The 10,800-nt window shown below is 53.5% G+C and carries 15 protein-coding genes; 9 read left to right on the top strand and 6 right to left on the bottom strand.

Going from position 1 to position 10,800, the window contains the following annotated elements; translation table 11 throughout:
• Window positions 1-188: 188 nt before the first annotated feature.
• The 6 genes from BLO50_RS21170 to BLO50_RS21140 all read right to left on the bottom strand — a co-directional run bounded on the left by BLO50_RS21170 (window position 189) and on the right by BLO50_RS21140 (window position 4,162).
• Complete coding sequence (locus BLO50_RS21170; protein ID WP_167354492.1) at window positions 189-1,139, bottom strand: replication protein RepA; 951 nt, start codon at window positions 1,137-1,139, stop codon at window positions 189-191.
• Window positions 1,136-1,774, bottom strand: a complete 639-nt coding sequence (locus BLO50_RS21165; protein WP_090256255.1) for a recombinase family protein — start codon at window positions 1,772-1,774, stop codon at window positions 1,136-1,138. Before BLO50_RS21165 ends, BLO50_RS21170 begins: the two co-directional genes overlap by 4 nt.
• A gap of 7 nt (window positions 1,775-1,781) precedes the next feature.
• On the bottom strand, window positions 1,782-2,108 hold the full coding sequence (locus BLO50_RS21160; RefSeq protein WP_090256254.1) for a hypothetical protein: 327 nt from the start codon (window positions 2,106-2,108) through the stop codon (window positions 1,782-1,784).
• 838 nt (window positions 2,109-2,946) lie between these two features.
• Window positions 2,947-3,279 carry a hypothetical protein gene (locus BLO50_RS21150; RefSeq protein WP_090256252.1) on the bottom strand — a complete coding sequence of 111 codons (333 nt, stop codon included), beginning with the start codon at window positions 3,277-3,279 and terminating at the stop codon, window positions 2,947-2,949.
• Between the two features lie 12 nt (window positions 3,280-3,291).
• A complete protein-coding gene (locus tag BLO50_RS21145) occupies window positions 3,292-3,693 on the bottom strand; it encodes a hypothetical protein (RefSeq protein ID WP_090256251.1) in 402 nt (133 codons plus the stop codon).
• Between the two features lie 85 nt (window positions 3,694-3,778).
• On the bottom strand, window positions 3,779-4,162 hold the full coding sequence (locus BLO50_RS21140) for an H-NS histone family protein (protein WP_208597451.1): 384 nt from the start codon (window positions 4,160-4,162) through the stop codon (window positions 3,779-3,781).
• A gap of 73 nt (window positions 4,163-4,235) precedes the next feature.
• Between BLO50_RS21140 and BLO50_RS21135 the strand changes: the two genes are divergently transcribed.
• From BLO50_RS21135 to BLO50_RS21095, 9 genes are all read left to right on the top strand, one after another.
• Complete coding sequence (locus tag BLO50_RS21135; protein ID WP_031943267.1) at window positions 4,236-4,550, top strand: TrbM/KikA/MpfK family conjugal transfer protein; 315 nt, start codon at window positions 4,236-4,238, stop codon at window positions 4,548-4,550.
• Window positions 4,547-5,269 carry a lytic transglycosylase domain-containing protein gene (locus tag BLO50_RS21130; RefSeq protein WP_090256250.1) on the top strand — a complete coding sequence of 241 codons (723 nt, stop codon included), beginning with the start codon at window positions 4,547-4,549 and terminating at the stop codon, window positions 5,267-5,269. Before BLO50_RS21135 ends, BLO50_RS21130 begins: the two co-directional genes overlap by 4 nt.
• Window positions 5,270-5,366: 97 nt before the next feature.
• Window positions 5,367-5,663, top strand: coding sequence for a KorA family transcriptional regulator (korA, locus tag BLO50_RS21125; RefSeq protein WP_031943269.1), 297 nt, complete (start codon window positions 5,367-5,369; stop codon window positions 5,661-5,663).
• The gene (locus BLO50_RS21120) at window positions 5,632-5,949 is read left to right on the top strand and encodes a TrbC/VirB2 family protein (RefSeq protein WP_031943270.1); all 318 of its coding nucleotides are present in this window, start codon (window positions 5,632-5,634) and stop codon (window positions 5,947-5,949) included. Before korA ends, BLO50_RS21120 begins: the two co-directional genes overlap by 32 nt.
• A gap of 12 nt (window positions 5,950-5,961) precedes the next feature.
• Window positions 5,962-6,279: a VirB3 family type IV secretion system protein gene (locus BLO50_RS21115; protein WP_090256249.1), complete on the top strand. Its 318-nt coding sequence runs from the start codon at window positions 5,962-5,964 to the stop codon at window positions 6,277-6,279.
• Entirely contained in the window at window positions 6,276-8,759 is a 2,484-nt protein-coding gene (locus BLO50_RS21110; RefSeq protein WP_090256248.1) for a VirB4 family type IV secretion/conjugal transfer ATPase, read from the top strand. The genes BLO50_RS21115 and BLO50_RS21110 overlap by 4 nt, the downstream gene beginning before the upstream one ends.
• On the top strand, window positions 8,756-9,442 hold the full coding sequence (locus BLO50_RS21105; protein WP_090256247.1) for a TrbJ/VirB5 family protein: 687 nt from the start codon (window positions 8,756-8,758) through the stop codon (window positions 9,440-9,442). Before BLO50_RS21110 ends, BLO50_RS21105 begins: the two co-directional genes overlap by 4 nt.
• Window positions 9,439-9,678, top strand: coding sequence for an EexN family lipoprotein (locus tag BLO50_RS21100; protein ID WP_031943274.1), 240 nt, complete (start codon window positions 9,439-9,441; stop codon window positions 9,676-9,678). Before BLO50_RS21105 ends, BLO50_RS21100 begins: the two co-directional genes overlap by 4 nt.
• Window positions 9,679-9,692: 14 nt before the next feature.
• A complete protein-coding gene (locus BLO50_RS21095) occupies window positions 9,693-10,712 on the top strand; it encodes a TrbL/VirB6 family protein (RefSeq protein WP_031943275.1) in 1,020 nt (339 codons plus the stop codon).
• Window positions 10,713-10,800: the final 88 nt, after the last annotated feature.

Raw genomic sequence — 10,800 nt, 5'->3', positions numbered from 1 at the left:
GCGTTAGCGATTTCACGTGCCCGCGTTAGCGATTTCACGTGGATAGATTTTGACAATCTGGCTCTACCCCTTGCTGCGCCTAGCGTTGAGGGTGCGTTAGCGATTTCACGTGGATAAGTGCTCTTATCCCAAGGGTTATGCCCAACAAAAAGCCCCGCGTGTGCGGGGCTTGATTCTCTCCGTTGCCGTTATGGCAACCCTGTTTTCTTGAACTGAGGCGGTATGTGCAGCTTCACCGACTTCATCACCAGAAAGCGCGGCGTGTCCTCGATGCCGTCATCCAGCTCGGGGTAGAAAATCCCTACCTCCTTCAGACGCTTCATAAAGTTGTGCCTGAAGTTTCTGACTGCCTGGTCTTCCTTCTTTTTCAGCGCCTTCTCGTCGGTGATTATTTCCTGCGACTTCGTGCCGTAGCTCGATCCGAACTGAGCCATTAGAGCCACCCACGGGATTTTCACCATGCCCTGTCCTTTTGCTTTCAGCAGGAACTGGCGGTAGCAGGCCCAGGTGTAAATATCCATCGCCAGCGGCGACTGGCGAAGGTGGTGCAACACCCGCAAATCTACCGGAACAGGTGCCTTGGTCACGTCCTCGAAAAAGTCGCTGGTCAGCGTCAACGTGCTTTCCCACAAGCTGCGCTCTTCTGGCTTCTTCGGATTCCAGAACAGAAACGCCCGCTTGGCAATCACCATGTTTTCTAGGCCCAGCTCGCTATCAGTGGTGCCGGTGAGTGAAATCATGGAAGAGAACAAGCGGTGAGCCTGCTTCTTCAGTGCCCCGATGTAGTGGCCATCGTTGCTCATGCCCAGCTTGCCCAGGAACTCTGATTGCGACCGGCCCAGCTCAAGCTCTCGGCTCTGTGTCAAAACTGCCTCAGAACAGATCCACGCCAGTAGCGACCGAGGCACCGAACCATAGGGAATCCCGATGCTCGGGCGACCGACTATCGAAAGGGTCACTATCCCGTTTGTGCGCTCGAAATAGCTCTGTTTCGGGTCTGTATGGGGGAGGGTGGCTTGCACCAGTGAGCGCGCCATATAACCCAGCATGCCTGCGCTCTTGGCGTCTTCGTACTCGATGGCCAGGCTCTCGCTGATCATCTTGTCGATTCGTCTGCCGAGCGGCACTATGTCTGTCATACCTGTGTTCCTTCTTGTTGTAGCGCCTCGCGTGCCCATGCCTGGGCTCGCTCGACTGTTCCCTTCGATGTGTTAAGCATCTGCGCTGTCGCACGGATTGAATGCGTCTTTCTGGCCTCGATGATCTTCGCGTACAGCTTCAGGTTTGGCTGACGCGGGCGAAGCCTGCCGGCTTTCTTCGCCTCTGCGATTCCCTGCGCCTGGCGCGCTCTGCGCTGCTCGTAGTCCTTGCGCGAAAACGCGGCCATGAACTCGACCAGCATCTGTGCGACCGCCTTCTGTAGCCATGCCTCTGTGCCTTCGGTGGCCGGCTTCAGCGCCGCATGCGTCACTGGAAGGTCTACCGCTACAACCTGGAGCCCGGCCTGTCCGATCTGGCGCTTTAGCGCCTCCCACATTGGTTGCGGTAGCCGGCTCAGGCGGTCGATGGACTCCACCAGCAGAATGTCACCCTCGCCAGCCTCTGCCAGCAGACGCTGAAGCTCGGCGCGCTCGATGCTCGCCCCTGAAGCGTTCTCGACGTAGTAAGTCGTCACCCTGGCCCCGTGCTCGATGGCAAAGGACTTCAGTTGCTCACGCGCCCGGTTGGCGTCCTGGTCGCGGGTGCTCGCTCGTAGGTATGCACGGATAATCATGCTGCGTTCACCACCTGTTCATGCCGCGATTGGCTGCTGAGCGCACCGCTTGCCGCTGCTCATCTGACAGCGGCGATGCACCCAGGATAAACAAATGCCTTGCTGCCTCGGCTGCAATCGCAGAACCGTACTCCTTGGCCAGCCTTTCCGTTATCTGGTCCCGGCTCTCGTCGCCCAGGTAGACCAGGACGATTTCTTTTAGACGCAGGGGGCCTAGCATGGCGTTTAAGCTCTCTGTGCGGGCACGCTGTAGCTCTTCTTGCAGCGCTGCATTTGCCCGCTCTAGTCGCTCGATCTTTTCGGCCATTGCTGCTTCAGCTGCATCACTGGCCATCTTCTGGCCTCACTGCGCCTTTCAGCTCTTGCCAGGAAATTAGGGTTGCTTCCTCTGCACCGACTTCCTTTGCCGCCCATTCCTGGACTGCTGCAATGTCCGTGTCGTACTCAATGGGCTTAGAAATATCGACTTGCCTTGTGTGTCGGTTTGCTGCTTCTCCGTGCGTGCTCGACATAAAGTGAATGTGATAGCGAGGCATGTTCCTGGTGCTCCTGTCCTTGTTTGGTGTCGCTATTTAACTATGTCCCTGTTTGGGTTGTAAATAGGCATTTAGGGGACATTGCGCACGCTATCCCATTTTGGGTGTACTCAAACGGTCACGGCGCGTTAGCCAGGCATAGAAAAGCCGGGCAATGCCCGGCTTTACGCTGTTTCCTCGAACTACATAGCCCATTCTTGCCAATCTGTGTGCGTAACCGGATGCCCAGCTCCATCGATTATCTCGACTTCGCTATAGCCGCCGCCTGGGGAGACTGCATAACACGCTGCTGTGTTCGCCTCCTTCAGTGTGGGGAAGGTCGCCTCAATAGCGCGTTTACCTTTGCTGTTCCTCACTACCAGTGATACCGGCCCCTGATGATCTTCTGGGAGAATTGTCGTCGCATAGTCGCCGCCAATTGCATCTGGTTGTTTACATATTATCCGCGTAGGTTGCATGACTTATTTCCTATAAAGTAATCAACAGTGCTTCCCTTCCTATGGGGCGCTCCGTTTTTACCGCGAGCTGCTGCTGGGTTGGTGAACTTGTTCACCAATTCTGCGGTAGCCAACAAGCGCAGCGCGTTAGCCGGCCAAAGAAAAGCCGGAGATTGCCCGGCTCTTCGTTACTTAGTGCTTACTTGCTATGTCGATATAGCGTTACAAGCGCCGGGTTTTTCTTTCTGCAATCCATCACAAAGTCATTTGCTTTCGATGCAATGTCCATCATTTCCTGGGTCGTTCCGCCTTCACTCGGCCCGCCCCGTGCTTTTTCATGAAGCGCGGCCCGTGCTTTTTCTGCTTGCTCTAAGCGCTGTTCGTATTCTTTGTAAAACTCCGCTCGTTCTTCCTTGGTATAGAACTCTTCAGCGATCTTCATTGCCGATAGAACGCTGAGCGACTTGCTTATTTCTCCTAGAGAATTGTTCAGCGAATCAAGGCTCTGTTTCAGTTCTTTATCGTCAGGCATTGCACGTCCTTATCATGAGTTGAAGAAAACAGGTTCAGGCGAAAGCCAAATCAGCAGCGAGTCGTACAGCCAGCGCAGGACGAAAGCCCCGAAGCTCAGTGCAACCAGACCCAGCACGATTTCCGTCTTCTGTGGGGATTCCAGGCCCAGGCCGACAAGCGGAATTGCCAGCATCGCCGGCACGCCGACCACGCCCAGGAAAAAACGGATCGGCCCGCGCAGCCACATCAGCACCAGGAAAGCCAGGTGGCGAAAGAAACGGATCACCGGGTTGCCCTTTACGTGCTGCTCTTCCTGCTCAAAGCCGCCGCCACCGCCTGTTTTTGCGGGGGTGTCGTCGTTCGCGGCCTGGCGAGGCTGCGCAAGGCGACCAGTACCAATATCGTAAATCCGTGCCGTCTTCTTCTCGTTCATCTGCTCGATCTCCTATCTGACGCGCCGCTAGCGGCTTGTCGGCTCCTGCCGTTCACCTGGACAAGTCCACCTGACCGGCAGCAGCTCAGTTAATTGCCAGCTCTTCCAGCGGCTTGCCTGCTGCTAGCCACGCTTCCACCCACTTGGGTTTCCTGCCAACTCCCGACCACGTTTGAAACTGATCGTTAGGGTTCCTGTACTTAGGTTCCTGCTTGCCGCCGCCCGATGGTGCCAGCGTGGCAAGGTCTATCCCGTGCGCTTCAGCCAGTTCCTTGATCTTCTTACGCGCCTCTGCGCGTTCCCGGCCTTCTCGTTTCTTCAGTTCCGAGTCAATAGCCTGACGCCATTCTTTCAGCTTATCAGTAGTGGCAATCTGCAATGATGCCAACCAGTCGTCATTCTTCATCGCTGCAATTTTGTCCTGTATCCAGTAAAATGCGCGGCTGTCGGCAAGGACGCCTATTGACATTATCGTTTCTTGTCCGCACCATTTCAATCAAATTTGCAAATTTGATTGTAAATAAACCGCGAAGGAGTGACACATGAAACGAAAAATCTCTGCCTTTCTGGCTGCCGCAACCTCTGTTTTGATCCTCTCCACCGGAACCGCTCAGGCCAACGATGACGCCTGCGGCATGGTTCTTTGCCTGGGCGGTCGAATCCTGGGTGGTGATGGTGGTTCGGAGTGTTCATCTTACGAGAAAAAATACTTCAGTATCATCAAGACCAAAAAAGGTAAGTTCAGCCCAAGCCGAACCGCCAAGGAACGTGATAAACAGCTCAAAAAATGCCCTGGTGGTGATTCTGGAATCGTCTCCAAAATCGGTGACAAGTTCGGCGGCGTTCGCGGCCTATGAAACGCCTGCTGCTTCCTGCTCTCGCGCTCTGCGCCGGCAATGTCTTTGCTGTTGAGTCTGTGGATTTCCCAAACCTGGCGGCGCAATGCGCCCCAGGTGTCCACCTCAATACGCTTTCGGCCATTGTTCGCCATGAGTCCGGGGCCAATCCTTTTGCTATCGGTATCAACGCCAAAGGCGTCCGCCTCCCTCGCCAACCGGCCAACAGGGAAGAGGCTATTGCTACCGCAAATTGGCTAAAGACCAACGGTTATAACTTCGATGGTGGTTTCGGCCAGGTCAACGTCAAGAACCTCGATTGGCTTGGTATGTCGGTCGCTGACCTCTTCGACCCATGCAAGAACCTGGCAGGCGCTGCAAAGGTGATTACCGATTGCTTCAAGCGTGCTGAAGGTCGTTATACCGATCAGCAAGCGGCTCTCCATGCTGCGCTGTCCTGCTACAACACGGGCAATTTCCGCGACGGGTTCTCAAACGGCTATGTGCTCAAAGTAGCCGCAAACGCTACTCTTGACGTGCCGGCCCTAGTACCTGTTGCCAAAGGATCATCGGAGCCCCTGAAGTTGCAGGGCTCCGTCCAACAAGCGCCCACACCCAATGCTGTTAAGCCACTGCCTGACGGTATCGGTGATGCGTTCTCTCGACCCAATGCTGACGCCTTCAGCGCCCCGCCTGAAAAAGCAGGGCGCAGTGATGCTGTGGCCGAGGAAAAGGATTAAATGTTGTTGCTATCAAAATTGCAATTTTGATAGAATACGACCAGTATTAGAAGGGAAGGCCCGGCACCAAAGAAAGCCAACTGTAGGGCCATACAGAATGAAGAAAATACAACAGGAAAGCGTCGATCTGGCTTTCCAGATTGGCGCGGCAAGAAACGTGGTTGTAATAAAGCGCTCCCTCAAGGAGTGGTATTTCACTTTCGAAGCGGACGATCCGGTCACTAAGAAACCGGAAACCTTCGCACTGCTAACACAACGGGGGCAATTGAGACTATGGGCTGATCCGAGAACGCTTTTCGCTTTTCTGCAAGAACGATTCAACGTCCAACACGGCAAATTTCTACTGCAAGAGGAAACACACGATGAAAAAGGCAATCCGTCAAGCACTGGCTAAAGTCACCGCCGCCGCAAACAAAGTTTTTGCTGTTGCGCTGAGCCTCGCTGTAACTACCGAAGTCGCCATGGCTCAGACTGGCGGTCTGGCCAAGGCCAAGGGCGTCATGGAGACGTTCAAGACTGAGCTGACCGACATTATCCCTACCGTCGCGGTTATCGCGCTGCTCGCCCTGGGCATCGGTTACGCGACCAAGTTTGTTGAGAAAGACACCTTCGTTCGCTGGGCTATCGGCATCATCATTGCCGGTTCTGCCGCCCAACTTACCGCCCTGTTCTTCACCTGATAGGTACTGAACATGGAACCTTCTGAACAGGCATCCGTTCCCCTGTTCAAAGGCTGCACCCGCGCACCTACGGTCGCGGGTGTCCCCATGATTCCACTGCTTCTAATGATTATCGTCGTTGCCGCGTGCGCTATGAAAATCAGCTTGTGGTGCTGGGGGCTCGTTTTGCCTTTTTGGTTTGTCATGGCGCAAATCACAAAGACTGACGACAAGGCTTTTCGTATTTGGGGACTCTGGTTCGAAACAAAGTTTCGTAACCGCAACAAAGGCTATTGGGGTGCATCTTCTTATGGCCCCGCTGACTACCGGAAAAGGAGATTCAAACAATGAGTTTGACGCCGGCCACTAAACACCTGCGAAGTGAATCGCCGCTTTCTGGCTTTATTCCATATTCGCACCACGTCACGGATAAAATCATTTCGACTAAATCCGCCGAGTACGTGTCTGTCTGGAAAATAGGTGGCCGGTCGCACACCAGCGCCTCTATTGAAGAAGTCACTACCTGGCGTCGTGACCTGAATAACTTTTTCCGTGGCATCGCTACTGCACACGTTTCTGTTTGGTCACATATCGTTCGTCGCCGGGTCAATGAGTACCCCGACAGCCAGTTTGAAAACTCTTTCTGTGATCAACTTGATCAAAAGTACCGTGCCAGCTTTAGCGGCTACAACCTGATGGTCAATGATCTGTATATCACAGTTGTCTACCGCCCAGTTGTAGACAAGGTGCTTTCGTTCTTTGGTGCCATGGAGAAAGATAGCGTCGATGTTAAAATTGAGCGTCAGCGTGCATGCATCAAAGCCGTCGAAGACATTAACCTTCGTATCAAGCAAAGCCTCGGCAAGTACGATCCTGAGAATTTGGGCATTTATCGCCTGAATGAGAAAGGCGAATTGCTCGACGACAAAGAAGAAGGTGGTTATGCCTACTCTTCCGCGCTGGAGTTCTTATCGTTCCTGGTGAATGGTGAGCATCACCGCATGCCTGTTTGCCGCACTCGCTTCTGTGAGTATATGGGCCGCAATCGTCTGTTCTTCAGCAAGTGGGGCGAAATTGGCGAGATTCGCAACGACGAAACATCTCGTTTTTTTGGTCAGCGTGAAATTTTCGACTATCCAGCTTATACCGAGCCAGGCCAAATCAACAACCTGATGGAAAGTGGCTTTGAGTTTATTCTGACTCAGAGCTTCAGCGCGCTTTCTCGCCATGCGGCCAAGGGCTTCTTGATCCGTCAGCAGAAGAACCTTATCGACTCGGCGGACGTTGCCACCGAGCAAATTGAAGAGATTAACGAGGCTCTTAACCAGCTTATTTCTGGTCACTTCGTTATGGGCGAGCATCACGCTACTATCACCGTATTTGGCGATAGTGGTAATGAAGTGCGTGACAACCTGGCGCAAGTATCCGCCTCGCTCAGTGATCGAAGCATTATCGACACCAAAGTTGACTTAGCACTAGAGGCCGGCTTTTGGGCTCAGCTCCCTGCTAACTTCAGCTATCGCCCGCGCCCCGCGCCGATTACCTCCCTTAATTTCCTCTCGCTGTCTCCGCTGCACAACTTCCTGAGCGGCAAGCCGGCAGGAAATCCGTGGGGGCCAGCCGTGACTATTTTGAAGACTGTCAGCGGTACGCCGCTGTACTTCAATTATCACTACTCCAACCCTGAGCAAAATAGTACCGACAAGAAGCTCCTGGGTAACACCATGATCACCGGGAAGTCTGGTACTGGTAAGACAGTGACTCTCGGTTTTACCCTCGCTCAGTCGCAAAAATTCGGCCCGACTATTTGCGCTTTCGATAAAGATCGAGGCATGGAAGTAATTATTCGTGCGATGGGTGGCCGTTATTTGCCTCTGAAGATGGGCGAGCGCTCGGGTTTCAACCCATTCCAGATGGAGCCTACCCCTGCGAATATCAGTTTCTTGAAGCGATTTGTAAAAACGCTTGTTGCAGCATCTGGCCCGGTAAGCCACCAGGACGAAAAATATATCGACCAGGGCATTAACACCATCATGGCCGATTCGTTCGATAAGCACTTGCGCCGTCTTACGATTCTTGTTCAAAACCTGCCACATGCCATCCATGCTAATGACGATCAGGACGGCCCTGCCAGCGTCCATTCTCGCCTCCTTAAGTGGTGCGAGGGCGGCGAATACGGTTGGATGTTCGACAACCCAACGGACGCGCTCAATCTTTCCACGCACAAGATTTACGGCTTTGACGTTACCGAGTTCCTGGAGCAACCGGATATTCGCGGGCCAGTCATGATGTATCTCATCTATCGCACTGAAAAGATGATCGACGGTCGCCGCTTTATTTATGTGTTCGATGAGTTCTGGAAGCCGCTGGAAGATGAGTATTTCCAAGACTTGGTGAAGAACAAGCAAAAGACCATCCGTAAACAGAATGGCCTTTGCGTTTTCGCTACCCAGGAAGCCGACGATATTGGCAACAGCCCTATCGCCTCTACTCTGGTCGGCCAGTGCGCGACGTTCTTGTTTCTGCCGAATCCTGACGCGGACTACAAGACTTATACCGAGATATTCAAACTCACTGATGCTGAGTTCTCTTTGCTCAAAGGTCTGGCCGAAGATAGCCGCCGCTTCCTGATTAAACAGGGCGGTAACTGTGCCATTGCTGAGTTGAACCTTTATGGTTTTGACGATGAGCTGTTAGTCCTCTCGGGCACTCCTGAAACTGCTGAAATTTCCGAACAGTGCGTTGCAGAGTTCGGTGAAGACCCTAAAGCCTGGCTCCCGCACTTCTTTCAGCGCGCCAGGGCCATGAATGAAAAGGAGACTGTTCAATGAAAATGAAGGCAACAGCACTGGCTTTCGCGGCTGTATTTAGCTGCGCCGCGAATGCACAAATCCCGGTTACTGACGGTGCCTCTATCGCGCAGAACATGGCCAACCAGGTTCAGACCATGGCGCAGTGGGCGCAACAGCTCATGGAAATGCAACAGCAGTACACCGAGCTTCAGCGCCATTGGGAAAAGATGGATGAAATGGAGAAGCTGGTTACTGGCGCTCGCTATCTCGGCGTGCCTAACACCTCTGGCGTAAATGGTCAGATTCCCGGAACCGTGCAGGATATTTATTCCGGTAGCTATGGCACTACCCAAGGGATTATGGATGCCGAGCGAATTAACGGCACTACTTCTACCACTCAGGATGCGCTCAATGAGCGTTACCTGAAGAACGCCGCAGCGGAAAAGGCAGCCGCCATTAACACTTACCAGGGCGCGCAAGAAAGGCTAGCCAATATCAACACGCTTATCTCCAAGATTGATTCTGCTCAAGACCCTAAAGCAATTCAGGACTTGCAGGCGCGTATTGCCGCCGAACAGGCTTTGGTGCAGAACGAAACTACCAAGCTGCAAATGGTTTCCCAGCTCGCATCAGCAGAACAGAAGTTGGTAGAAGACCAGCGCCGCCAGATGAACCGCGACATTCTCAACCCTGATAACACTGGTATGCCGGAGATTAAATGATGATGAAGGGACTTTTTATTGCTGCTGTTGCCGTGCTCCTGGTTGCGTGCAAGACCGAAGAAACAATGACGGTCGATTACTACTTGGCCAATCCTGATGCCCGCAAACAAAAGCTAGTCCAGTGCGCGAATAACCCAGGCGATGAGGCTATTCAAGCCAACTGCGTAAACGCCAAAGAGGCCCAGCATAAGAGCCTCTTTGATCCTGATAACACTGGCATGCCCAGTATCAAGTAAAGCGAGGTCAATTTATGGCATTCTCGTTATTCGCGCCGCTCTTTGAGAAGGTGGATACTGCCACGCAAGCGTTTGTGTCCGATATATCCGCGAATGCTATAGCAACCATCACGCCGTTCGTAACACTTGGCCTGACGCTTGGCTTTATTGCCTACGCCATCCTGATTATTCGCGGCGCGGTGGATATGCCGATTCTCGACTTTCTGGCCCGCTCTCTGCGTATCGGTATTGTCGTTTCGGTGGCGCTTGCTGGTGGCCTTTATCAGTCCCAAATTGCCAGCGCCATTATTGAGCTGCCCAACTCACTTGCGGTCGCATTGATCACCGATCCGACCGAGGGCGCAGGCGCTGCAAGCATTATCGACGTGGCGGCAGGCAAGGGATTCGATGCGGCTGGCCGTGCTTTTCAGCAGTCCAGTTTCTTTTCTACTGACGGCCTGCTGTATGGCATCTTCGGGATAATGATCATTCTGGCAACGGCGGTCATCGTCGCCATTGGTGGTGCGTTTATTCTCCTTGCTAAGCTCGCGCTCGCACTGCTCGCCGGCCTCGGCCCACTTTTCATTGTTGGATTGCTTTGGCAACCAACAAGCCGCTTCTTTGAAATGTGGGTCGCGCAAGTCCTTAACTACGTCCTCCTGGTCGTCCTCTTCTCCGCTGTTTTTGGGCTGATGATGTCGATTTATGGTGGTTACGTTGAGGGCGTCAAGTTTGAAAGCGGCGTCAATGTCGCCTATTCGCTGGGCGGTGCTTTCATTCTGTCGGCTGCAATGGTCTTGATTCTGATGCAGTTGCCCGGCATCGCGGGTGCTTTGGCTGGTGGCGTAGGCATTAGCTATATGTGGGAACTCCGCTCGCTCCGTGGCGGTGCAAGCTCTGTCGGGCGTGGCCTGGCCGGTGCTGGCCGCTCTATCTACGGTCGCGGTGCCAAAGGCGCAGACGGCTCCCGTGGAGCTGCAACAGGCATGGCCCCTGCTGCCATGCGTGGCGCTCAGAAAGCCTATGGCTATTTCAAAGGATCGAAGGCCGCATAAGCAAAAATATGCGCCCTGGATGGGGCGCTTTCTTATCAATCAAAATTGCAAATTTGATTTAAAAGGGGTAGGCTTGCTTTCAGCAAAG

The sequence above is a fragment of the Pseudomonas peli genome (assembly GCF_900099645.1).
In the GTDB taxonomy this organism is placed as follows: domain Bacteria; phylum Pseudomonadota; class Gammaproteobacteria; order Pseudomonadales; family Pseudomonadaceae; genus Aquipseudomonas; species Aquipseudomonas peli.
The sequence above is the reverse complement of the archived record's forward strand: the minus strand, read 5'-3'. Positions and strand labels throughout refer to the sequence as shown.

Coding starts and splice junctions, on each gene's coding strand:
- BLO50_RS21145 (WP_090256251.1), bottom strand. CDS start 3,693: ATGAACGAGAAGAAGACGGCACGGATTTACGATATTGGTACTGGTCGC.
- BLO50_RS21130 (WP_090256250.1), top strand. CDS start 4,547: ATGAAACGCCTGCTGCTTCCTGCTCTCGCGCTCTGCGCCGGCAATGTC.
- BLO50_RS21095 (WP_031943275.1), top strand. CDS start 9,693: ATGGCATTCTCGTTATTCGCGCCGCTCTTTGAGAAGGTGGATACTGCC.
- BLO50_RS21135 (WP_031943267.1), top strand. CDS start 4,236: ATGAAACGAAAAATCTCTGCCTTTCTGGCTGCCGCAACCTCTGTTTTG.
- BLO50_RS21150 (WP_090256252.1), bottom strand. CDS start 3,279: ATGCCTGACGATAAAGAACTGAAACAGAGCCTTGATTCGCTGAACAAT.
- korA (WP_031943269.1), top strand. CDS start 5,367: ATGAAGAAAATACAACAGGAAAGCGTCGATCTGGCTTTCCAGATTGGC.
- BLO50_RS21165 (WP_090256255.1), bottom strand. CDS start 1,774: ATGATTATCCGTGCATACCTACGAGCGAGCACCCGCGACCAGGACGCC.
- BLO50_RS21105 (WP_090256247.1), top strand. CDS start 8,756: ATGAAAATGAAGGCAACAGCACTGGCTTTCGCGGCTGTATTTAGCTGC.
- BLO50_RS21160 (WP_090256254.1), bottom strand. CDS start 2,108: ATGGCCAGTGATGCAGCTGAAGCAGCAATGGCCGAAAAGATCGAGCGA.
- BLO50_RS21110 (WP_090256248.1), top strand. CDS start 6,276: ATGAGTTTGACGCCGGCCACTAAACACCTGCGAAGTGAATCGCCGCTT.
- BLO50_RS21140 (WP_208597451.1), bottom strand. CDS start 4,162: ATGTCAATAGGCGTCCTTGCCGACAGCCGCGCATTTTACTGGATACAG.
- BLO50_RS21115 (WP_090256249.1), top strand. CDS start 5,962: ATGGAACCTTCTGAACAGGCATCCGTTCCCCTGTTCAAAGGCTGCACC.
- BLO50_RS21100 (WP_031943274.1), top strand. CDS start 9,439: ATGATGATGAAGGGACTTTTTATTGCTGCTGTTGCCGTGCTCCTGGTT.
- BLO50_RS21120 (WP_031943270.1), top strand. CDS start 5,632: ATGAAAAAGGCAATCCGTCAAGCACTGGCTAAAGTCACCGCCGCCGCA.
- BLO50_RS21170 (WP_167354492.1), bottom strand. CDS start 1,139: ATGACAGACATAGTGCCGCTCGGCAGACGAATCGACAAGATGATCAGC.